A 22,741-nucleotide genomic window follows, 5' to 3' on the forward strand; every position below is an offset into this window, starting at 1 on the left:
TTGGTCGTTCGTAAAAGCTATTCGCCACCTGTGCCCCCTCGTTCCGGCTTCATGATCGAGAGGCTAGAACTATGTCCTGATAGAGGATCGTCTGCCGTTCGGCGAGCGTTTGATCGTTCGCTTCGACATCTGTTCCGTCATCCCGAATCCACTTTTCTAAGTGCCGTAGGAATGCATATTCCCGATCGGACGGAACGTCGAAATTGCGGCGTAAGAGCTAGAGCGCCCAGTCGGCTTTGCGCATAGCCTCCGCGGTCTCGTCGGCGTTAATCGTAATAATGTGCTGAGTTCTCGCAGGTTTGCTCTCTGGATTGTCCAGAAGCCCAAGCCGCCTCAGCACATAGAACAACATCGCGTATCGGATTTCGAGTGGTTTCGTCCCTCCATCCATTCCGTAATCTTTTTCAACACCAGCACGTTGATTCTGACTGAGCCCGGGATGTGAGCCAATGATGACAACGAACCGGTCATTCCACATCGTGTCGCTGTCTCCACCGAGACCAGGCTCGTCGAAATCCCGGACTCCAGTTATGCGTGGAATGAGGAAGTCTTTGAAGCGATCGCTTTTGTGACAGTAGGCGCGCACGTGCCAGCGGAAGCCATCGAAGCCAAAGGCGTGCGGAGTTATCCGCCGCCAGCCGGGGTCAGGCGTGCTCATGGACTGGTATCGCACCTCCAGCGAGCGCTTTTCCCGCACGGCCTTTAATACGGATTGAAGGCATCCGGCATCGACGTCACGGGCCGGATTGAGCACGATGTCTATTTCTGGAGGGGAGCCAAGCCAAGTTTCAGCCGGCTCCATCAAGCCCTCTCCGAACGATCGAAGCCGAACCAGATATTCTGACGGTCCTTCCGTTAGGAACACGGAACTGAAGTGAGGACCAGCCACGTACCGCTTCGACGTTTTGTCGTAGACGGCGTTTCCTGGCGCACGCTCTTGGTACAGCGTCAGATCTTTCGAGGCCTGCGGCTCTGACACGTCAAACGTCGTCATTATGTCGGAACGACGCACGCCGCCTTCCCAAAAAAGGCGGAACTCGATGAATTCGAGCCGTCGCTCGACCCCCCACTTTATCTTGCTTGCAGGTGTCAATGTGCAATTCTCCATGTGGGTATCGAAACTATATGGACAGCTTTATGCGTCCCGTGTATTTCCTATCCCCATAGACGAATCGAGTCAATCGCCATCCCGTATGGGGAGCGGTCACGTCACGGTTCAGGTGGAAGGATTTCAAATGACTGCGGCGCTCACCTTCTTCCCGGTTTGCAATGGCGACATGACGCTGTTGGAGTTCGATAACGATCAGAAGCTCCTGATCGACATACATGTTCGCAAAGCGGCCGACGATCCAGAAGACGACACGCCTGATGTGATGTCGCAGTTGCGCGATCGCTTGAAGCGGGACGAAAAAGGGCGCCTGTATGTTGACGGCTTCCTGCTCAGTCACCCAGACAAGGATCATATTGGCGGACTTGTCCGTCATTTTCACCTTGGGCCGCCGGACGACTGGGTGAAAGCTGACGACAAGATATTGATCCGCGAGATGTGGTCGTCACCGATTGTGTTCAGGCGGTCGTCGAAGACGCACGTTCTGTGTGACGATGCCAAGGCTTGGGCGAAGGAAGCGCGCCGGCGCGTCGCGCTTTATCGCGCAAACAAAGTGATCGGGATCGAGGGAGATCGCATTCAGATCATGGGCGAAGACATTGACGGGAAGACCAACGACATACTCGGTATCGTCGTCAAAACTGACAGCCTAGTCACGAGCTTGAATCGTGTGTCGGCCGGAGCGTTCGAGGCACGCCTGCTCGCTCCTGTGCCGAAGGGCGACGACGAGGCGCTAGACGAAATGCTTGCAAAGAACCGCTCGTCGGTAATTCTTCGCTTCTCCATTCGCGGCGCGGGATATGCAGACAAATGCCGGTTTCTGTCTGGGGGCGATGCCGAAGTCGCTATCTGGGAGCGGCTTTGGGACAAGCATGGGACCTACAATGCGAACTGGCTTGAATATGACATTCTTCAGGCGCCACATCATTGCTCCTGGCATAGCTTAAGCTACGACAGCTATTCGACATATGGCGAGGAGGCCGAAGTCTGCGACAGCGCGCGTAGCGCCCTTGCGCAGACCCGCAAAGGTGCGATCGTGATCGCCAGCTCCGAGCATATCGATCCCGAAGATGCGGATCCCCCGAGCGACCGGGCGAAGCGCGAATACATATCGATCGTGAACGGCAAGACAGACCGCTTCATCTGCGTCACGGACATCTGGGACGATGAGCAGCAACCGCTCCGTTATGAGATCGGAGCGAGCGGGATTGTGAAAGCCGTGAAGAATGCTGCGCGGGCGGCCACAGCGGCCTTGGGCATCGGTGCAACCGCAGCCCAGGCGCGCCCGCACGGTAGCTGACAGTGGTGGCATCGAGGTCACTCGCTGCTGAGCATCTTCTCCGGGTGGCGCAGAGCCACCCGGAGTGCTGTGGTGGCTCGGTGCTCAGCGCGGATGCCGTCCGTCTCGACATCAGAGTCGAAATGCCTCTCCACATGAAAGCTGACGGCCTCAGCGCTACCGGTGTTCGCACTGTTGAGCCGGTAACGTTTTCGATCCCGGCTAGCTATCCTTGGCAATCACCCAGAGTGAGCCTGCGCGCAGACTTCCCGAGGACCTTCCCGCATCTCCTGCCCGGCGCCTCTGACGCTCCGCCCCGCCCTTGTCTCGTAGATGGCGATCAGAACGAATTCTTTCTCCAGTTTGGCCTCGTCGAATATGGTCTTTTCCATTTGGTCGAGCAGATGGCGGTCTGGTTGCGTAAGGCGGCGATCAGCGATCTGATCGATCCCGCGCAGGGCTGGGAGCCGATGATGCGCCGCAGCCTTGTTGATGTTGTGGCCATCGATGCAGAGGCCGCGCGTGGAGCGGTCCGGAAGGCCGGCGGTTATGTCGCCTGGCGCGCGCGCTTTCTCCGGCGCGGCGAACGCGACGGTCAGCTATTGGCTGACGCGTCCGCGTGGATCGACAGCGGCGCCCTCAAAACGCCTTTAAATCGAGAAGACGGCACACTCTTCACCGGCAGCCGGGTCAGCAACGGTGTCAGCCGCGGCGCAACCGTCGTTGGGATTATGTGGCCGGACAAGCCGCCGTCCGGAGGCGAATTGATCAACGACCGCTATCTCCCGGAGGACGTTACCGATCTGCAAGGTCTGCGCACGCGCGCCGAGCTCTACGGTTGTGCGCGGAGCCTCGACCTGTTCTTGTCCAGCGTCTCGCGCTGTTTCGAAGGCTACCATATCGATGCGGTCATCCCGGTGGGCGTCATTTTATGTGTTCGGCGCCCCTTCCATCTGATCGGTTCATCATCGACGGTCGAACTGCTTCCTTATATTATAGAGCTTCGTCCATTCGCCGGTCGCAAGGCGCTGCTTGCCTATGGGGATGATGAGCCGGTCGCTCCCGCACTCCACTTTCAGGCCTTGACTCCTGGTCTTTTGCGGACGCTTTCGGGCGCTCCGAAGCGCGCTCCTCTTGCTCTGCTCGGGTGCGGAAGCGTCGGTTCCAAGCTTGCCCTTCACGCTGCGCGTGCGGGTCAGCCGATAGTGGCCGTTAGCGATAATGGGTGGCTGCGGCCGCACAATATGGCTCGCCATGGCCTCGGCCCCGGCCGAGATGGAACGAACAAGGCAGAGGCGCTTGCTGGCGAACTGCGCGAGCTCGGTCAGGAGACAGCGCATAACGTGGAAGACATCGCCTTCGGGTTGCGGGATGGGGACCTGCGCACCCAGATCGTTCCCGCGTCGGCGAAACTGGTGGTCAATGCGACAGCCTCGCTGGCCGTCCGCGAAGCGCTGACGGCGACCACGAGACCGCGCGATCGCAATCGGCAAATCGAAGCCGCGCTGTTCGGTCGGGGCCGGGTGGGCTATCTGTTGATCGACGGGGCGGACCACAATCCCAATCACTGTGATCTGATGGCGGAACTTTACGCGACGGTCGACGATCCGGAGGTGGCTTCACTATTATTCGACCCTGATGAAGGCCTGGCGGAGGTTCAGATCGGTCAGGGGTGCGGATCACTCACTATGACCGTCGACGACGCCCAGCTGTCAATGATGACGGCAGGGCTCGCGAAGGAAATAAACAAAGCGGACGACCAGCGCGATAAAGACGGCGCCATCGTGATCGGTATCTCCGGGAGCGACGCGCCGACCATGCGATGGTCGCGCCGCACGGTTCCACCGTTCGAAACCGTTGCCATTGAGGGGAGCGACGGTTGGCACCTGCGCATCGCAGCCCGGGTTGCAGAGCGTATCCGGTCCGAAGCTGCCAGCTTCAAGAATGTCGAGACTGGCGGATTGATGGTCGGACTGAGCAGTGCGCGCCTCAAGTCCGTGACCGTCGTAGACATCCTCGACGCGCCGCCTGACAGCGAGCGGTCTGCGACTTTGTTCCTTCTCGGAACCCAGGGCCTTCGGAAATCCATCGAAAGCCGTCATCTTGCCAGCGGGCGGACGCTATTTGATGTCGGTACGTGGCACAGCCACCTCGCCGACGAGGGGCCATCTGCCACGGACTGGAATACCGCCGCCGATCTGGCCATCAGTCGCGCACCGCCATCGATCTTGCTTATCGTGACGCCCAGACGTTTCCATGCGCTGATCGCGAAGGATAAAGCCGTTGGCTGAGACAAAATCTCTGAAAGAGCAAAATGCGTGGCTCATTCGCGCAGCCATGATCGCTCATATTATCGCATTCGTGTGGATAGCGCTTGAACCGGGGAAGCTGTTCAAGGCCGGCTCGGTTGAGTTGGGGAAAAGACTTGAGGGTCTTGCGCTGCCCGGATCGGCGTCGCTCGGGATCATCGTCATCGCGTCGCTTCTGCTGCTCGGGCTGATCCCACCGGATTGGCGCGACCGGATTATTCATTTGCGGTGGTACAATCCTTTGCCTGGTTGCCGTGCATTCTCAGTGATTGGTCCGAAATCGAGCCACGTCGACATGCAGGCCCTCACGGCACGCATAGGCCTGCTACCAAACGATCCGGCTGCCCAGAACCGCCTGTTCTATCGGCTTTATAAGCCGCTGCGCGACGATATCGGGGTTTGCGATGCTCATCGACGTTATCTCGCAGCACGAGATATCGGCACGATTTCCGCCTTACTGGTCATGCCACTGCCGATCATGACGATGATCGTGACGCATAACGCGGCCCGGTCAGGGTGGTATGGGGTGCTTTTGCTGCTGACCTACCTTTTTTCCGCCCTCGCTGCGAAGAATTATAGCTACCGCATGGTCCAGCACGTGCTGGCGCTTACAGCCGCGCAGGACCTGACATCTCCGGCAACACCTTCACCTTAGGACGGTCTAGGCTTGGCGAGGATATTTACCTCACCACGAGCGAAACTCGGGTGCCTTCCACATGGCGAAAAGCCCGATCGCGACAGGTTAAAAGGATCACTTGCATCCGTTCGGCGGCCTCGCTCAAGATCTCGACCATCAGATCGAGCCGAGCGTCATCGGCGTAGACGAGCGGGTCATCAAGAATGAGCGACACCGGCCGGCCCTGCTCGAGGAGCATGTCCGCGAAGGCAATCCGCGTCAGGACTGCCAGTTGCTCCTGAGTGCCACGCGAGAGATCCCTGCACCCTTCGCTGATCCCGCCCCGGACGACCGCATCGAGCATAAGATCCTCAGAGAACGATAGATCACAGCCAGGCAGCAAACGCTCGATGTGTCGTTTCGCTCGCTTGGCGACGGGGCCGACGAACTTGGCGGACGTTTCGTCGCGTGCCTCATCGAGCGTTTCGCGCAGCAGCTTCAGGGTTTCGGCCTCTTCGGTGACTCGTTGAAGAGCAGCGCGTGCGGCCTCAGCTTCCTCGCGGGCGCTTGCCTCACGGTCTGCAAGACCCTTGCCGCCCTCGCTCTCGATCGTCCCCTCGAACCGGGCAATCTCCATCTCAAGCTTTGTCCGCGCTTCCCCCGCCGCCCTGCTCCGCGCATCGACCGTCTCGATCTTCCGCGCGATCGCCGCGGCGTCGTGCGCTGTTGCGTCGCGGATCGCATCTTCCAGCTTCACTGCCGCTTCGGCGGTTTGCTCGCGGGCACGAACGAGATCCTCTGCCAGGCTCGGGAATTCCGGCCGGCTCTCGATAGCGGTGATCTGACCAGTAGCGTTGGCGAGATCGCTCGTCGCCCCCGCTTCGGCGGCGGCAAGCGGTGCATCCTCCTCCTCGGCACGCCGGAGTGCGGCGAGCGCGCTATCCTGAGCGCCTTCGGCTCGCGCAAGCGCCGTGTCGGCCGCCTCCAGTGCCGTTGTGAGGGCTGCGATATCGGGGAGATCGCCCTCACCCGTTTCGGCTTCATCGGCGAGCTCGACGATGAAGAGCTTGAGCGCACCGGCGCCAGCGGCCAGCCCAAGATTTTCGTCGGCTGGCGTCGTCGCTTCGATCCGCGCCGCGATGGTGCGCAGTTCGCTGGCAGCATCCCGCGCTTTGTCGTTGCGTGCGCGCGCAGCCGCGAGGTCAGCAACATCGAGATCCGCCAGCGCAGATTGCTGCTTCTTCAAAGCCGACGACAACGCCTCTTCGGCGCTGGCTGCCCCGGCGGCCGGTATAACGACGAGCTCGGCACCGCCGAGATTGAAATGGGTCGTGCCGGTGAGAGTCCGCTCTCCGGGACCCGCGGGTTCGCCGTCAATCAGGATGCCGGCAGTGTCGCCGGTCAGCGCGATGCGCGTCGCGCCGGCGCTCTGCGCTGCACGCGCCTCAGCAATCGCTCGCTCATTCGTCTCGAGCAGTTCGATCGTCTTTGCAGGGATCAATGTCGCCGCGAGGATGCTGGCCTCGCTCTGAAGCCGTTCAAGCTCGACCAACTCCACATGCCGTTTGCGCGCCGCTGCGACGCCAGTCTTACGACGTGCAGCCCGCACGCGATCGTCACCAGCGCTGAGAGCGAAGCGCGCGTCCTGACGCGCCGTTCGGGCGTTTTCGAGGGCTGCACGCGCATCGACAAGGCGCTGCTTCGCCGCAGCCAATCCTTCGCCGAGGTCTGTCCGCTTCGCATGCGCCTGCTCCACCGCGAAGCTCGCCTTCTCACGAGCTTCCGTCGCCGAACGGTGGCGCTCCGAAAGGTCCTCGAGCCCCCTGCCCTTCGCGCCGACAGCTTCATGCTCGGCACGACGGGTCGCGAGGATCTGTGCGGCCGCACGCGCGACCTCTAACGACGCGACCAGATCCTTCCGGGTCTGGACATCCGTGTCGTCGGCAATCTCGCGCTGAACGACCTTCAGCCTGGCGCGCGCGGCTTCGAGTTCGGCAAACGTCTTCTCTAATCCCGCGAGCCTGTCAGCGGCGTCTCGCGCGGCGGCCTCGGCGCTTTCGACCCGCTCCCTCACCTCATTTTGTCGGTCGCGCTTCTGACCCGTTGGCGACCAATACCGCGCAAACTGTTCGTCGATCCGGGTGCGCACGCGCTTGTAAGCGGGGCCGCCCATGATCGAGCCGACCTCTGCTTCCAGGGTAGACCGGACCGTATCGCGGACGATCTGCCCGGGTGCGCTGACCGATAGCGCATCCGTTTGCGCCACCCATAGGAGGCCCAAGGCTCCATAGGTCCCGGCATCACCCTTCTGACTGGTGTCGCGGACGGACCCGAGAAGGGCATGAAGACGAGCTTCGGCTTCTTCGCCCTGTGCCTTACCCTGCGGCCCCGTTAGCTCGATGGTTGCGCCCCGCAGGAACCGTTTGGTGACAGTCCACGGCGCCCCGTCGGCTTCGAACGACACCTGGATCTCCGGCCCGACCGCCTCGCCATAGGGCGCGAACGACTGGGCGAGCTGGTTCTTGGTCCCATGGCGCACGAAGAAGGCCGCCCGAAGCGCCTCGAGCAATGTCGATTTGCCTGTCTCGTTCGGCTCGATGATGATGTTGAGGCCATCGGTCAGGCCCTCGATCGCCATCGGCTCACGAAACTTACGGAAGCCGTCGACGGCGATCCGGCGGAGCCGCAGGCTCATGCCTTCTCCTCCCGGCTATATTCGACGAACAGGCGCTCGAGCGCGCGTTTGGCGACCGATGCCTCAGGTCCACCAGCATCAATCCGGGCGGAGAGTTTTGCGGCGGCAACGCCGAGCATGCCTTCGACGGCGAGTTGTGCGAGATCGTCTTCGCTCGGCCGACCGACGAGGTCACCAGCGCGGGCATCGAGATAGCGGACGCGGTGGCCGACATCATTTTCGAGCCTGCCGAGCATCGCCACGCGATCGGTGAGATTAGTGATCCCGGCGAGCGATAGTTCGAGAAGCGTCGCTGGTGGGTCTATCGACGCCAATAGCTGGTCGCATTCCGCGTCGAACGCAGCCTGATCATTCACGGTCCAGCTGCGCCTGATCCATTGGAAACGACCGGTGCGGATTGGCGTGACGATTGGCTCGCGACCCTCGTCGACGTCGACCAGCAGGATGTGCCCCGGCTCGTCGCGCTGAAAGCGATCGGTTTCAGGCGTGCCTGAATACCAGGTGCGCGCGTCGATCTTCAACGTTCCATGCCAGTCGCCGAGAGCAAGATAATCGAGACTGGACCTGCGGGCACGGTCGGGCGCAATCTGGTTCTTCGTCTCGCCCTGCGTCCCGAAATCACGGATCGACCCGTGAGCCAGGCCGATCCGCAGCCGTGCGCCGGGCGTTGCCATTGTATCAAACAAGTCGGTCGGGTCGTCGAGGTTATGCCGGTGCGTCAGTGGCGCGGGCAATACCCATAAGCCTGTCTCGATCTCTTCGGGCTGCGGCTCCGTGAGCACGGTGATGTTGCCTGGCGCGCGCTGACGCACGCGATCCCAAAGACCGCCATTCCGCGCGAAATCGTGATTGCCGGGAAGGAGCCACCACCGACAGGAATACCGCTCCATCCGGGAGATCAACTGAACGATCGTGCGATCCTCGGGCCCCTCAGTATCAAACACGTCGCCGGCCACCAGCACATGCGCAGCACCGTGAACCGTCGCTGCCCTGCCGATCGCGTCGACCGCGTCAAAGCGCGCCTCAGTCAGTGCTGCGCGAACCTCCGGCTCGAAGCGTCCGTAGGGCTTGCCGAGCTGCCAGTCCGCGGTGTGGATGAGTTTCATGATGCTTCTACAGGTTGCCGTGTCGTTTTACGGCCTTGATAGCTTCAGCCGTCCGGCTGATCAGAGCCGGCCCGCCAAAGCTCCGGCAGCCATGTCGGTGATCGTATAGACTGCCTCGCGCTGCGCACCACGATTATGGTGATCGACACGATAGCCTTGGTAGTGTCCCGCCGCCTCACGCCACTGGAGCTGACGCTAGCGAGCCCTCCGATGAACCTGTCATTTCTGCTGGGGCCAGCTTCGCGTCGCCTTCCGCCGCTTCGTCCTCGTCCGCGTCGCTGATCCGCATCATCATCCTGTAGTGGGCGATATGGCCGGTCTTCTCGAAGACCCGCTCGAACACGCGGAGGTAGTTCTGCACGGCGTTGTCGTCGGCTGCCAGGTAGATGTCGTCGTGCGCGCTGTGGGATCCGTCATTGATCCATGAGAACAGCGAGGCGCAGACTTGCGCGTCGCGACCGGTGAAGAGCGCGACAATAGCATCCTGTCGCCAGCCGCCGAGGACAACGAGGTAGTTCTCGACGATCCGACGCAAAGTGTTCTGGATGGTGAGGTTGGCACGCTCGGAATCACGCACGTCCTCCCAAAGTAGCTCGTAGGACGTCTTCACCGGATTGAATGCATAGTGGTGGAACGACGAGACGTTGTCGCGCTTCCGCACAACCCAGAAGGTCTCGTCCTTCCTGCACCCGGAGGCAGGCCGATCTCTGTCGTAGCTCACCTCCTTGTGGAAGTAGATGTTGTGCGTCAGCACGAAAGCCTGTCGCACCGAGCCCTTTCCAGCACGAACGTCGCTGACCACCTTCCGAATAAGCGCGCTGACAATGAACAGCACATCGGAATCAAGGCTCGAGACGGGATCGTCGAACACAACCACCTTCTCGACAGTGGTACCCGTGCCGGACGTGCTGCCGGCCAGCATGTGATAGAAGTAGAGGAAGGTAATGAACGACCGTTCGCCTTCACTCAGTGTCTTCGCGGCGTCAGATCCGTCGAGGCGGACAATCCGGTACATGTCCTGGCGCTCGCCAGCGACAGCCAGCTTAAAGCTGGTGAAGCCGAATGAGGCGAGTATGCGGTTAATCTCGTCGACTGTCGGCTTGACGCTCGTAATGCTGGCCTCCTTGCCCTTCAGCTGGACATCGAGCCGGGCACGCTCGCCCTTCTTTTCAGCGATCGTGGCTCCGAGGCCCTCGATCATCTTGCCGAGCTTGGTCGCCGAAGCCTCATAGGTCGCGAGGTCGGTGCGGCGCTCCTCGACGATAAAGCGCCATACCTGCGAGGTCAGGGTGCGCTTCGACTTCGACAGATCGCGAACGGTCTCGTTGTATCCAGCGATCGCCATGTTCGCCTGCGTCAGCAGGTCGCTGATCGCGTCCGCGAACTCCTTCGTATCCTCGAGCATGACCGCATTGCTGGGTTCGCGGCGCTTTGCCACCAGCCGCTCATGGTTGAGTTCGAACGCCGTCTTGAGGGCGTGGTAACGCTCGTTGAGCGTCTCCGGATCGATGAACTTGCCGGGCGAGGCCACGAGAGCATCGAGACGGTCGCACACGGCCTTCGTGGAGGCCTCGTATCGCGTGATCAGCTGGACGATCTCCGCGAGATCTGCCTCATACTGCTCGTCGAAAAACGCGTTGAGATCTTCCAACAGGTTCGCTGGGGCATCCTGCTGGCAGAAAGGGCACGGGCCACCCGCAGCCGTAAGATACTCCACGCCCTGTTTGACCCAGTCGCTGTTGCCCAGCCGTCCTATCAGGCCGGCGACGACGACGTCGTCACGGCCGACAACCTTCCGTCCGAGGATCGCCGACTTTTCCAATGTGGGGAAGGCGGTAAAGGCGATCGGCTGGATAGCGGCTTCCGGGGGCGTTGCATCCTGAAAGACGGTAGCGGCACGCGCGATGAGATCCTCAAGAGTGGCGACGTCGGTCTCGTTCTCTGCCGCCTCCTTCAACACCTTGGTGCAAAAGGCGACCTTGCCCTGCCGGTGACCGGTCATGGCCTCATCGAAAACCGCCTTGTGGGCCTGCTGCGATTTCCAACATGCCTCATCGAGAAGCGATCGCGCGTCTGCGAGATCCTTACGGCTACCACCCGTGCCATCGTCGCCTTCGAGCTTCTGGCGCAGCCCGTCGATTTCGCGGTCGAGCTTGCCGATCTGTTGCTGCAGGCTCTCGATCTCTTCAACTGCCTTGGTCGAATTCTCGCCAAGCGTGAAGATGCCTCTCATCTGCTCTCCGAAGTTGGCTTCGGCGAAATCGCGGTTGTAGACGAGCGTCGGTATCGCCCGGCCGTCCTTCCATGAAACGCTGTAGCCGGTACGAGCGGCAGTATCATGGATGGCACGGGATACGGTTGTCTTCCCGCAACCATTGTGACCGAATAGGTAGTTGATCTTTCTAAGGTTGGTGAGCTTCTCACCTGCGGCTGGATATGTCGCCTCGCCAGCAATCCCAATTGAAGTCAGCACGACACCCCCACGAGATAGTTTTCCCCTTGACCGATCTAGCCGCTGGCGCGCTTTGCTTCCAGCCGCGTCAGATCCGCCGCCGTGATATCAGGAAGCGTGCCGAGATCGAAAGCCCGCTGGATGATAGACCGGAAGATCAGCCCGATCGATCCCGGGTGCAGCGCCACGGTGCCGATGTCATATTCGACTCGCGCCTTCACCGCAGGCTTGGAGAGCATCTTGCGCAGATCCCAGGTTTCCCGGCCCGAGATGCGGCGGTGTCGATCAGGCGTATCATCGGATCCTTCTGGTGGCTGCAGTTCGAGACGCCGAGCCCTGCATCATGCCAGCACCGCCCGTGCCGCGGCGCGCTCCGCGTGCTCGAAGGCATCGGCAAAGCTGTCGAGGTCGGCGCCGGTCATCCCGAGTGCCCGCCCCTCATCCTGCCAGCCCGCGACAGCCTGCTCAACCTGAGCCAGCATTTCCCTGGCGCGTGGCGGAGTGATGCGGAAGTAGGGCAGCACAGACATCAACGCGTCGATGGTTGCCTCCGGGCCGACCTCTTCCGAGACCCAGGTCTTCAGCTCACGCATTCGCTCGGGGAACGGATTGACGTCGAAGGCTGGCGCCAGCCGCCACAGGCCACGATCGACGTGCAGGAAGCCGTGGTTCATCAGATGATCGTCGACGTTCGTGATCAGGATCGAAAAGGCGATCCTGCGCCACAGCTCTTCGATATCGGCGGAGGGGGCGCTCCCATTCACACGGAGCGCATCGACGATCTCGGTATAGGCATGCTCCTGCGCATCGCCGGGCTCCGCACCGATCATCGTCGCCGCCGAGACGTACATGAGCCGACCGCCCCCTTTGGGTCGGTCAAACCGCCGGATCAGCGCGATCGCGTCGCCATCGCTGTCGATCAGTCGGGCATCGGCGGCGTCGATCCCGGCGCGACGGGCCAGCCGCATCGCCAGTACCTCCCCTCGTGTGACCGAGCGCTCGTCGGCGACGCTCGGAAACTTGCCGATCGACAAGCGCCCCTCGTCATCGACGACGGTGCATTTGGGGCGCAGTCCGCCAAGCGATGTGCCGCGACCGCGCAAATAGGCGAGATCGGCTGCGGTCTCGGTGTTCGTCTCCACCGCACGACTGGCGGCTAGGAGGTGGCCCAACTCGATCAACGGCGGCGTAGTTCGGCGACCATCCTCGGTCGCCCGCTGGGCAACCCCCTGCTCGTCGACAAGGCGTAGTGCCCCCACCCGGCTGACGTCGTCGACCGCCAACAGATAATCGAGGCCATTCAGTGCCCGAGCATCGACCTCCTCACCGCGGCGGCGGGCATCCTGCCGCCGCTTGGCATGGTCGCGTTGGATGACGCGCTTCCCCCAGCCGTCCGGTTCGGTGTCGGCGATCGCGGCATGGAAGACAGAACCGGTGCCGATCTTGCGGTGGAACTGCGGGCCGGCAACGAGCGGCAGCGCGGGCTCAAGGGCGAAGCGGTCGGGGTCGGCCAGCCAGCCGTCATCATATTCGAAGCCCGCGCTCTCGCGACTTCCTTGCTGATTGTAGTGCAGCGACCCGACGCTGCGGGCTTCGTCGCCGATCTGGATGCCGATCGTCCGCCTCACAGCGAAACCGGCGGCTTGGGTCTGCGGACGCGTTGCGGCATGCGTTCCACGTCGAGTAACAGACCCTGCTCGTCGTTCCTGGCGTCGAGGATCTCTCCAAGGCTCTCGCCAAAACCCAGAACGAAGAAGGTCATGGCGTATGTACCCAACGCGACGGTCGGGTCGCCTTTTTCCAGCTTGAGATATGTGCTCTTGGCCACACCGATGCGTTCGGCCATCATGACCACCGTGAGGCTGCGCTTCTTGCGCGCCAGCGCAATATCGGCGCCCAACTTCGTCAAGCTGCGCCTCACGCGGGGCGGAAGTGTATCAGCGACAGTCGATCGCATCTAGCGTCTCATATAAGCGCCCATCAGGCTAATACGGTACGTTATACACGACCTTACGTTGCCAGTCGAGATAGCCGGTTCGAGACGCGTTGCCCGGGTTCGACAGGCGCGGATGCAACTGACTGCTCGGGCGGCATCGACAGAACCGGTAATCTCACACAGAGCGTCGGCCGTGGCGGGTTGTTCTTCAGGTCGCCGGCATCGCGGGGCGTGGCACGTGCAAGTCGCATGGCGCGGCGCTATGTCTTTGGTCTACCGATCGGACCGAGCAACCTTCATGAGGCAGAATGAAAGCCCTAGACGCCCTGAAGGCTGCACCCCCTGAGGTGCGCGCCGCCGCGCTTGCCGTTCTCGATCAGGTGTCGGCGCCATTGACCGAGAGACAACTCGCGAGCGCCTTTCGCGCCCATGGCATCGGGCTACTCGATGCCAAACGCCTGGCACGAGCCTTGCGCAAGCTCGATATCATCGCGGTCGCCCCTCGCGGCCCTTGAAGCTCGCGCATTGTGGGCTTCGGACTGGCACGGACGCGCCCTGTCGGGCTATATTCGAAATCGCGCCCAGAACCACACGCGAGAAGGTAGACGATCATGACCGAAGCGACCTGGGGTGAAAGCGCGAAGACACCCGAGATCAACTGGCGGATGAGCGCCTCGCTCGAAAACGTCCCGCGCGGCGATAGCGACGTGGCCGAAGTCACCAACCTCGAACGGGCAGTTCGCGATTGGCAGAAACTGGACCCCGAGCATCAAGCCGCGGCCGTCTTGACGGTAGAGCATCCTGTCCAGATCGAGGGCGCCTCCAGCACGACCTTTACCGGTGAGGGTATCGCAGCACTGGCGGAGCACCTGCCGGCTTCCAGCACACCAGAGGAGTAAGGCGGCATGGCCAATCCCAGCGTCCGTTTCGAGATGGGGGACTATTACTGGGTTGCCGAACGCGAGAGCGTCGGGTTCACGGGTGCCACCAACTTAGGAGTCGTCGAGTTCCTCATCACCAGCGAGGCTTTGACGCAGCTCCTCGATCCCGATCGCGATACGCTCGATTCCGAAACTGCCCTCGAGGTCTTCATCGAGTTCGAGAGCGACATTCACCGCATAGCACAGCGCGAGTTCGTCAAGCGGCTCGGCGGGGAGCCCCCGATCCTGCTGACTGCGGCCGACGTAGAAAGCTGAAGCCGTGGCGGAAGGAAGCGCCATCCGGATCGATCCATGCCATCCGACGGGCACCATCCCCGAGGTGCCTCAGCTGAGGATGCGGGCGGCACGCTTTCTCACTGATCCAGCACTTCCTCATATCGGCCGGCGCGGCGCAGCTGACGGACAATGCCGTTGAACGCGGCGGTCACCCCCTGCGCCCTGCCAATCTCATTTTCCTGGCGCGCCGCATCCCAATAAAGCTCGAGCGGCCAACGCTCCGGGCAATGCGGTAGCAGGCACCGAAGCGCCAAGCGAACCTCCACGCCGTCCACGCGCGTGTCCGAGCAGCGGGCGACGCCGCTCCGCAGGATATGGACCGATAGCGCGATGACGACGCGCTGGTGGCGAGCAAGCTTTGCCATCGCTCAACGAAAGTCATGCGATTTGAAGCGTACGGCGTCCTCGGGATCCATGCCCTCAGCGTGCGGCGGCCAGTAGCAGTTGCGCGGCTCCGGCTTCCAACCCGCGTCACCGCGGTCAGGCGATCCGGCATGCTTGGCCCCATCGCCGCGGCCGGTCCGATGGGGGAACGACATCTCGCCCACTCGGTGCAGCAGGTCACCATGGTCGATGATCCGGTCGCAGATGACGTGGATCACCTCGCCCTCTTTCTGCACCCTGCCCTTCATGCCGATCATCGACGCGGACATGATCGTGCGGCGTTGCCGCTCGAACCGATCCGGCCACAGGATGCCGTTGGCGATCCCCGTCTCGTCCTCGATCGTGATGAACAACACGCCCTTGGCCGAGCCGGGCTTCTGGCGGACCAGGATGATGCCGGCGACCTCGACGTGCCGGCCATCCCGAATGTTCGCGAGTTCAGCGCATTCGGTCACGCCACGTCGCGCGAGCTCACCCCGAACGAACGTCAGAGGATGCGCCCGCAGCGAGAGCTGCAGCGAACGGTAATCCTCGATCACTTCGCGACCGTCCGTCAGCGGTCGTAGGTCGACCGACGGTTCGATTCCTTCGGCGCTAATCGTCTCCGCAGCGCGGTCCGCAGCCGCGAATAGCGGCAGCGGCGCCTCGCCAAGGCCCCTCACCTTCCACAGGCCTTGCCGCCGATCCGCGCCGAACGCGTGAAACGCATCGGCATCCGCGAGCTTTTCGATCGCGGCACGCTGGACGCCGGATCGACGCCACACGTCCTCGATGGAATCGAACAATGTCGTGCTGCGTGCGCCTACGATCGCGGCACCGTCGGCGTTCGACAGCCCGCGCACCTGGCGAAGCCCGAGCCGCACCGCGAGGTAGCGGCCGCCTGTCGGCTCCAACGTGCAGTCCCAGCGGCTCGCGTTGATGCACGGGGGCCGGACCTGGACATCGTGCGCTTGAGCGTCGCGCACGATCTGCGCGGGCGCATAAAATCCCATCGGCTGCGCGTTCATCAGCGAGGCGCAGAAGACGTCGGGATGGTGATGCTTCATCCAGCTTGAGGCGTAGGAGATCTTGGCGAAGCTCGCCGCGTGGCTTTCCGGAAAGCCGTAGGAGCCGAAGCCCTCGAGCTGGCGGAAGGTGCGTTCGGCGAAGTCGCGCGGATACCCGCGCGCGACCATGCCCTCGACCAGCTTCTCCGAGAAATGCGATACGCCGCCGGTGACCTTGAACGTCGCCATGGCGCGGCGCAGCTGATCCGCCTCGGCCGGCGTGAAGCCCGCACCCACGATCGCGACCTTCATCGCCTGTTCCTGGAACAGCGGCACGCCGAGCGTCTTTTCTAGCACTGCGCGGAGCTCGGGCCGGGGATACTCCGGCTTCTCCAGTCCCTCGCGCCGACGAAGATAGGGATGAACCATGTCACCCTGGATCGGCCCGGGCCGGACGATCGCGACCTGGATCACGAGGTCATAAAACCGGCGCGGCTTCATCCGCGGCAGCATCGACATCTGCGCGCGGCTCTCGATCTGGAACGTGCCGAGCGTGTCCGCCTTCTGGATCATCGCGTACACCGCCGGATCGTCGTCCTGGAGGTCGGCCAGGCCGACGCGGATGCCCTTATCCTTCTCGAGCATGTTGAAGGCACGGTTCATGCAGCCGAGCATGCCGAGGCCGAGCACATCGACTTTCATGAACTTCAGCGCATCGATGTCGTCCTTGTCCCACTCGATGATCTGGCGATCTTCCATCGCGGCGGGCTCGATCGGCACGAGATCGTCCAACCGATCATGCGTCAGGACGAACCCGCCCGGGTGCTGGCTCATGTGGCGGGGCACGCCGATCAACTTGCGGGCCAGTTCCAGGGTCAAGCGGAGCCGTCGATCGCCGATATCGAGGTTGAGTTCCTCGACCTGCTTCTCACCCACGCCTTCGGCGGACCAGCCCCACACCAGCCCCGCCAGCGAGGACGTCAGGTCTTCGGGCAACCCCAACGCCTTGCCGACATCGCGCACCGCACCGCGCGCGCGGTAGCGCTGGACGACCGCGGTCAACGCGGATCGATCACGCCCGTAGGTTTCATAGATCCACTGGATGATCTCTTCGCGGCGCTCATGCTCGAAGTCGACGTCGATGTCGGGTGGCTCGCGCCGTTCGCCCGACACGAAGCGCTCGAACAGAAGCTCGTGCTTGATCGGATCGATCGAGGTGACGCCGAGCACGAAGCACACGCACGAATTGGCGGCCGAGCCTCGGCCCTGGCACAGGATGCCGCGGCGACGTGCTTCGCGCACGATCGCATAGACGGTCAGGAAATAAGGCGCGTAACCCAGCTCGCCGATCAACCGCATCTCGTGGCCGATCTGGTCGGTATAGGCAGCCGGCACGTTGCCATCGAACATCCGCTCGACCGCCTCGGTGGCGAGCTTCTGCAGCGCGTCCTGCGCGCTCAGGCCGTCGATCAGCCGCTCGTGGGGATATTGATAGGCCAGCTCACCAAGATCGAAGGTGCAAGCCCGGGCGATATCGACGCTGGCGCGGAGCGCGTCGGGATAATCACGAAAGCGTCGGACCATTTCCTCCGGTGATTTGAGCGCGCGATCGGCGTTGATCTCACGGCGGTAGCCGAGCTCATCAACGGTGCACTTCTCGCGCACGGCCGTAACCACGTCCTGCAGAAGGCGGGCTTCGGGCGCATGGTAGAGGACGTCACCGGTTGCGACCGCGCGGACGCCGGCGCCGCCAGCCTGCCTAGCCAGCGCATCGATACGGACGGCGTCGTCCGGCCGCCGGCGCTGGAACAGCGCCATGTACCCGCGCCGCCCATAGACCGTCTTCAGGTCGGCAAGTGCCGCAAGGTTCGCTTGGTCCGCCTCGTCCGGCAGCAGGATAGCGATGATCCCCTCCGACCATGGCTCAAGGTCGTGCCAGTGCAGGAGGCAGCCCCCCTTCCCCGCCCGTTTCTTCCCGACGGTTAGGAGCCGCGTGATCCGTGACCAGGCGGGGCGATCGGTCGGATAGAGGATCAGGCGGCGCCCGCAGGAGAGATCGACACGCGTACCCGCGATCGAGCGGACGCCGGTAGCCTTTTGCGCCTCCCAGGCGCGCACGACGCCCGCCACCGTACCGATGTCGCTGATCCCAATCGCGGAATACCCGAGCAGTGCCGCCGCCGCGAACAGCTCGTCGGGGCTCGACGCGCCGCGCAGCAGCGAGAAATGGGTGAGCACCTGAAGCTCGACATAGGGCGCGCTCATGCGAACACGCCGTGGATCCACCAGCTGAGATCGCCGGTATCATCATGGGTGCCGTCGCCGCGCCGGAATACCCAGAAACGGCCGCCTGCCTCATCCTCGACGCGGTAATAGTCCCGTACTGCCCAAGTCTCAGCGTCGCGGCGCCACCATTCGCCGTGGATCCGCTCGGGGCCATCGCCAGCGACGACCTTGTGCGCCTGGCCTCGCCACTCGAAGCGCCGCGGCGGTTGATCGGGGAGCAGCGCGATGACGCCCTATAGCGGCTCCGGTCTGGCGAACAGCCGCACCGGCCGCCGCCATGTCGGCCAACCTGCCGGCATTTCGACCGGGTCGGCGCGCGCGACCGCTCGCTCAGGTACATGGCTCGGGATCGGCGCGATCCGATAGACTGCATTCGCGCCGATGCGACCGGCGACGACATCGACGAGGCGCGCGGGGTCGCGCACCAGAACCTCGCCAGCTAGCACTGCGCCCAGGTCCACTGCATCGAGCGGCTCGGTATGCGGCGCCACCAGCAGGAACTGCTCAAGCCCCAGTCCGGGATCGATGCGCTCGATCCTGAGCTTCATGAGGCGCAAGAGATGGGAGACGTCGCGTGTCGGCCGCGATGTACCGACCGCCACGACCTGTTCGGTCCCATCGACGCACAGTCCCGACAGGCGGAGCGATCGCGCACCGAGCCCGCTCGCCTGCAGTACCTCGGCCAAATCGCCGAGCAAATCCTCCATCACCTGCGCGATTGCCTCGGCCGTGCCGATCGGCTCGAGCAAGCGGCGCTCGACGGCTGGAACGGTGACATCTTCGCGCGGCGTGATCGGCTCCGCAACGCCGCCCAGCGCCTGATCGAGCCGGGTGATGGCGGGCAGGCCCAGCCGCCGCGCGAGCGGGCCGCGCGCGACCGGCAAAAGGTCTGCGATAGTCTCGAAGCCGAACCGCTTGGCCGCGCTGAGCGCCGTGCCGGTCAGCCGCAAGGCGGCGATCGGAAGCGGCGAAATCGCTTGGACCGTACCACCGGCCGGCACGATCGTCAGATCTTCCCGGCCGTACCGGGCAAGCGCGTGTGCGGCACCAGGCGTGTCGGCGACCGCAACGCGCGCGGTGAATCCGGCACGCTCGCAAAAGGCGCGCAGGCGTCGGCAAAAGCGCTCTTCTCCCCCGTAAAGGTGATCGCATCCGGCGACGTCGAGCCACACGCCGTCGGTCGGCGTCGCGGCCGCAATGGGCGACCAACGCCGAACGGCAAGCAGCGCCAAGCGATCGAGCAGGACCGCGTCCGCTTCTGGCTGGGCGGGCCGGAAGTCGAGATCGGACACCAGAGCGCGGGCATGGGTCGCGGCCATTCCGACATGGATACCGAGCGAGGCCGCCGCAGCGCACGCCGCCACGACTTCCTCACGCCGCCCGACCTTGCCGACAAGCGCCAGCGGAGCATGAGCGGTTGCGGGCCGTGTCACGATCATGGCCGGTCGGGTGACCGACTGAGCCTTGTACGGATGGCTCGCGGCTTCCGATCGCCGTCCGAGTTCGCGCATAGGCGGCTTCGCATGCGCCGGAAGCGCGGCGATCTGCCCGGCAACCTCGACCTTGGTCGGCGATTGCGTTCGCGCCCAGCGCGCACCCGGGCGCCATCCGCCACCCCTCGGGACAGAGCATTCACCCGGATCGTCGTCGACCGGAAGGGGGAGCGCTAACCGCTCAGGCCGCGGCGTGGCGTGCCGGTCCAGCCGTCTCAGCCGCTCGATGGCCAAGTGCGGCAGGAACAGCGAGACAACCCGTCTCATCGCACCCCTCCACGATCAATGAGAAGGACCCGCCGGTGCGTTGACGCGCAAGCTCGACCGACCAACGCGCGCGTCCCACCCCGGCAACCGTGAGCCGCTGCGACGGGGCGCTGGCGACCCGCCAGCGCGTCCAGGCAGCTGAGGGCTCGCCGAGCGGGTCTTGCGAGCGGCCCCGCCAGCGTCGCAAGAGCAGCACAGGAATGTCGGCTTCAGCAGCGACAAGCTGCAGGCGGCGCGTGGCGACCATCGAAACCTTTGCCGCCTCGGCCACCACCGCTGCCGGCGTACCATCCCGGATCGCGTCCTCGACGACCGCCAGAAGTGCTGCGTCGTCCTTGGGCTGGGCGTAGATCACGTTCGCCGAGGACAAGCCGGCTTGCGCCAAGCCGGGGGCGTAGAGATCGTTCCGGCAGCTTGCCCAAAGCACCGGGGCACGCGCGTTCCGCGCTTCTCGCGCGGCGACACCGGCAAGGAACAGCGTGGCAGCCGCATCATCGACCAGCGAACAAGTCCGTGCGGCGACCTCGTGCAGCGCTCCAGCCCGGAGCCCTCCCCCGTTCACACGATTGTCGAGGTCACTCACGCCGAATGGCAGGACCCGGTAATCGGCGAGCGGCATCGCGATGCTTCGCAGATGGGCGATGCTCTGGGGAAGCGAATCGAGGACGGCTGACATGGTGGCTAGACTCTACGTGTTCGCTTTATGTTCCGTTACCGCCGACGCTTGGTCAACGGATTTATGTCGGCCGGATCGAGTCTTTGCACTTGACCGCAGCCGAGGGCCGAACGGTACGGAGTCGTAACGAATACGAGGTCTACAGCGCGATCTCGAGTGAGTTGCCAGTATCGCCGCGCACGATCACGGGCATCAGCACGAAAATTGACGGTACGCACCGTGTGGAACGGTTACACAACAGACCAAAAACAAACCGAGAAGATTTCGCTTTCGTTCTGCCATCGGCTGACTCATAGAATCGAGATGCCGATCCGCCCTGAAAACCGCTGGCTTTACCCGATCGACTGGCGCCAGCTGTCGGACGTGATCCGGTTCGATCGGGCCGGCGCGCGCTGCGAGCACTGCTCGAGGCCGCATATGCGTCGGGTCGCACATCTTGGCGATGGTCGCTGGTGGGATGCCGATGGCGTGTGTTGGCGCTCCGGCCGTGGTAAGCGGATCGCGCTCAAGGGCGGCTTCATTCTGGCGTCGGTACGAACGACTTATGTCGTGCTGGCTTGTGCGCATCTCGATCACGATCCAGGCAACAGCATGCCCGGCAATCTCGCGGCGCTCTGCCAGCGTTGCCATATGATCCACGATGCGGCCGAGCATCGATGGCAGCGCTGGTGGAACGTCTTTCGCCTGCGCGCAATCCGCGACCTGTATGAAGATCCGCGCGTCACGCGAGAGCGCAGCGCGCATTAGAAACCCGGCCGAAGTCTTTGCGTTGGCTCGGGCGCCAGCTCCGCGATCGCCCCCTGTCCGCACCCGGGCTGATACACCTCGACCACGTCATGATTAGCCAGTTTGCGGACCATCCGGCGGGCGCCCGCGACATGCGCATCGTCGAGGAGCATCATTGTATCGGCGCTCGGCACGGCTAAGGTCCGGCCAGATCCACTAGGGAGAGTAAGTAGCATGAACATCGGTGAACTGGCGAAGGGCGTCGCTGGGACGACAGGCACGAGCGAGGCAGAGGCCAAGGCCGCAATCGCCGCCGTGTTCGACCAGATCGCAAGCGCGGCCGCAAAAGGCGAAGACGTCTCGATCGCCGGCTTCGGCAAGTTCTCGGTTAAGGATCGTCCTGAGCGCCAGGGCCGCAATCCGTCGACCGGCGAGGCGATGACGATCGCTGCATCGAAGAAGGTCTCGTTCACACCCGCCAAGGGTCTGAAGGACAAGCTCTAAGGCCAGAGTGCCGGCGGGCGGAGCTTGCCGGCACCGAAAGGGTGCTCGGATGTGCAATCGATACAGGTTGACCGCGAAGCAGGCGGAGATCGCCGCGACATTCGGCATCCGCCCGCCTTACGAGCCCGACGAGACGTATCCGGTCCCCGACATCTTTCCAACGGGCAAGAAGACGCCGTTCTACGGCCAAGTGGTCATCCAGGACGGCGCCGACCGGAAGATCGAGCGGATGGAGTGGGGTGTACCGACGCAGGTGCCGAGCAAGCGCGATCCAGCGGTCAAGCTCACCAAGTACGTGACCAACGTGCGCAATCTCAGTTCGAGCTTCTGGCGGTCGATGCTGACGACGCCGGGGCGTCGTTGCCTGGTGCCGGTGACGGCGTTCTCCGAGTTCGGGATCGCGCCTGGCGAGGACGGAAAGAAGCCGCTGCACTGGTTCGACGTGCCTAGCCGCCCGATTTTTGCCTTTGCCGGAATCTGGCGACCGACCGAGCGCGGGAATGCCTATGGGTTCTTGACCACCGAGCCGAATGCGATCGTCGCGCCGATCCATCCAAAGGCGATGCCGGTGGTCCTTCACGACGACGACTATGATCACTGGCTATCGGCACCATGGGACGATCTGAAGGGGCTCGTCGCCCCCTACCCTTCCCAGTTGATGCGGCTTGGCTGACACGCCCATGATCCGCGTAATTCAGCTG

Annotated in this window: 20 protein-coding genes and 1 pseudogene; 9 read left to right on the top strand and 12 right to left on the bottom strand. The window is 63.2% G+C overall.

Annotation, left to right across the window (positions count from 1 at the left end):
- Positions 1 to 217: 217 nt before the first annotated feature.
- Positions 218 to 1,093 carry a WYL domain-containing protein gene (locus tag LPN01_RS03935; RefSeq protein WP_262827071.1) on the bottom strand — a complete coding sequence of 292 codons (876 nt, stop codon included), beginning with the start codon at positions 1,091 to 1,093 and terminating at the stop codon, positions 218 to 220.
- 142 nt (positions 1,094 to 1,235) lie between these two features.
- Here LPN01_RS03935 and LPN01_RS03940 point away from each other — a divergent pair, with 142 nt between their 5' ends.
- The 3 genes from LPN01_RS03940 (at position 1,236) to LPN01_RS03950 (ending at position 5,351) form a co-directional block, all read left to right on the top strand.
- The gene (locus LPN01_RS03940; RefSeq protein WP_262827072.1) at positions 1,236 to 2,408 is read left to right on the top strand and encodes a hypothetical protein; all 1,173 of its coding nucleotides are present in this window, start codon (positions 1,236 to 1,238) and stop codon (positions 2,406 to 2,408) included.
- An 80-nt stretch (positions 2,409 to 2,488) separates the two neighbouring features.
- Positions 2,489 to 4,678, top strand: coding sequence for a Mov34/MPN/PAD-1 family protein (locus tag LPN01_RS03945; protein WP_262827267.1), 2,190 nt, complete (start codon positions 2,489 to 2,491; stop codon positions 4,676 to 4,678).
- Positions 4,671 to 5,351 (top strand): hypothetical protein, encoded by a 681-nt coding sequence (locus tag LPN01_RS03950; RefSeq protein ID WP_262827073.1) that lies wholly within the window; start codon positions 4,671 to 4,673, stop codon positions 5,349 to 5,351. Before LPN01_RS03945 ends, LPN01_RS03950 begins: the two co-directional genes overlap by 8 nt.
- A gap of 25 nt (positions 5,352 to 5,376) precedes the next feature.
- On the opposite strand, the gene LPN01_RS03955 is transcribed toward LPN01_RS03950, so the two are convergent.
- The 6 genes and pseudogenes from LPN01_RS03955 to LPN01_RS03980 all read right to left on the bottom strand — a co-directional run bounded on the left by LPN01_RS03955 (position 5,377) and on the right by LPN01_RS03980 (position 13,474).
- Complete coding sequence (locus LPN01_RS03955) at positions 5,377 to 8,007, bottom strand: AAA family ATPase (RefSeq protein WP_262827074.1); 2,631 nt, start codon at positions 8,005 to 8,007, stop codon at positions 5,377 to 5,379.
- Complete coding sequence (locus tag LPN01_RS03960; RefSeq protein WP_262827075.1) at positions 8,004 to 9,113, bottom strand: exonuclease SbcCD subunit D; 1,110 nt, start codon at positions 9,111 to 9,113, stop codon at positions 8,004 to 8,006. Before LPN01_RS03960 ends, LPN01_RS03955 begins: the two co-directional genes overlap by 4 nt.
- A 175-nt stretch (positions 9,114 to 9,288) precedes the next feature.
- Complete coding sequence (locus tag LPN01_RS03965; protein WP_262827076.1) at positions 9,289 to 11,586, bottom strand: AAA family ATPase; 2,298 nt, start codon at positions 11,584 to 11,586, stop codon at positions 9,289 to 9,291.
- 59 nt (positions 11,587 to 11,645) lie between these two features.
- A pseudogene (locus LPN01_RS03970) lies at positions 11,646 to 11,837 on the bottom strand (integrase); the annotation flags it as partial.
- Positions 11,838 to 11,906: 69 nt separating this feature from the next.
- On the bottom strand, positions 11,907 to 13,193 hold the full coding sequence (locus LPN01_RS03975) for a type II toxin-antitoxin system HipA family toxin (protein ID WP_262827077.1): 1,287 nt from the start codon (positions 13,191 to 13,193) through the stop codon (positions 11,907 to 11,909).
- Complete coding sequence (locus LPN01_RS03980; RefSeq protein ID WP_197979490.1) at positions 13,190 to 13,474, bottom strand: helix-turn-helix domain-containing protein; 285 nt, start codon at positions 13,472 to 13,474, stop codon at positions 13,190 to 13,192. The genes LPN01_RS03975 and LPN01_RS03980 overlap by 4 nt, the downstream gene beginning before the upstream one ends.
- A gap of 335 nt (positions 13,475 to 13,809) precedes the next feature.
- Here LPN01_RS03980 and LPN01_RS03985 point away from each other — a divergent pair, with 335 nt between their 5' ends.
- From LPN01_RS03985 to LPN01_RS03995, 3 genes are all read left to right on the top strand, one after another.
- Positions 13,810 to 14,016 carry a hypothetical protein gene (locus tag LPN01_RS03985; RefSeq protein WP_037533394.1) on the top strand — a complete coding sequence of 69 codons (207 nt, stop codon included), beginning with the start codon at positions 13,810 to 13,812 and terminating at the stop codon, positions 14,014 to 14,016.
- A gap of 96 nt (positions 14,017 to 14,112) precedes the next feature.
- Complete coding sequence (locus LPN01_RS03990) at positions 14,113 to 14,400, top strand: hypothetical protein (protein WP_242187454.1); 288 nt, start codon at positions 14,113 to 14,115, stop codon at positions 14,398 to 14,400.
- A gap of 6 nt (positions 14,401 to 14,406) precedes the next feature.
- Positions 14,407 to 14,697 (top strand): DUF1488 family protein, encoded by a 291-nt coding sequence (locus LPN01_RS03995; protein WP_242153008.1) that lies wholly within the window; start codon positions 14,407 to 14,409, stop codon positions 14,695 to 14,697.
- A 98-nt stretch (positions 14,698 to 14,795) separates the two neighbouring features.
- Here the strand turns inward: LPN01_RS03995 and LPN01_RS04000 are convergent, their stop codons facing one another.
- From LPN01_RS04000 to LPN01_RS04015, 5 genes are all read right to left on the bottom strand, one after another.
- On the bottom strand, positions 14,796 to 15,083 hold the full coding sequence (locus LPN01_RS04000; protein ID WP_037533385.1) for a hypothetical protein: 288 nt from the start codon (positions 15,081 to 15,083) through the stop codon (positions 14,796 to 14,798).
- Between the two features lie 3 nt (positions 15,084 to 15,086).
- A complete protein-coding gene (locus tag LPN01_RS04005; protein WP_262827078.1) occupies positions 15,087 to 18,353 on the bottom strand; it encodes an error-prone DNA polymerase in 3,267 nt (1,088 codons plus the stop codon).
- Complete coding sequence (locus LPN01_RS19110; protein ID WP_410482796.1) at positions 18,350 to 18,601, bottom strand: DUF6504 family protein; 252 nt, start codon at positions 18,599 to 18,601, stop codon at positions 18,350 to 18,352. The genes LPN01_RS04005 and LPN01_RS19110 overlap by 4 nt, the downstream gene beginning before the upstream one ends.
- A 6-nt stretch (positions 18,602 to 18,607) precedes the next feature.
- Positions 18,608 to 19,885, bottom strand: a complete 1,278-nt coding sequence (locus LPN01_RS04010) for a DNA polymerase Y family protein (RefSeq protein WP_316746788.1) — start codon at positions 19,883 to 19,885, stop codon at positions 18,608 to 18,610.
- Positions 19,886 to 20,048: 163 nt separating this feature from the next.
- Positions 20,049 to 20,810, bottom strand: coding sequence for an ImuA family protein (locus LPN01_RS04015; RefSeq protein WP_262827079.1), 762 nt, complete (start codon positions 20,808 to 20,810; stop codon positions 20,049 to 20,051).
- A 204-nt stretch (positions 20,811 to 21,014) separates the two neighbouring features.
- On the opposite strand from LPN01_RS04015, the gene LPN01_RS04020 reads away from it, so the two are divergent.
- From LPN01_RS04020 to LPN01_RS04030, 3 genes are all read left to right on the top strand, one after another.
- Positions 21,015 to 21,557, top strand: coding sequence for a hypothetical protein (locus LPN01_RS04020; RefSeq protein WP_262827080.1), 543 nt, complete (start codon positions 21,015 to 21,017; stop codon positions 21,555 to 21,557).
- Between the two features lie 213 nt (positions 21,558 to 21,770).
- Positions 21,771 to 22,040: an HU family DNA-binding protein gene (locus LPN01_RS04025; protein WP_262827081.1), complete on the top strand. Its 270-nt coding sequence runs from the start codon at positions 21,771 to 21,773 to the stop codon at positions 22,038 to 22,040.
- Positions 22,041 to 22,089: 49 nt separating this feature from the next.
- Positions 22,090 to 22,713 carry an SOS response-associated peptidase gene (locus tag LPN01_RS04030; RefSeq protein ID WP_262827082.1) on the top strand — a complete coding sequence of 208 codons (624 nt, stop codon included), beginning with the start codon at positions 22,090 to 22,092 and terminating at the stop codon, positions 22,711 to 22,713.
- Positions 22,714 to 22,741 lie beyond the last annotated feature (28 nt).

Source organism: Sphingomonas sp. A2-49 (genome assembly GCF_025548555.1).
Classification (GTDB): Bacteria; Pseudomonadota; Alphaproteobacteria; order Sphingomonadales; family Sphingomonadaceae; genus Sphingomonas.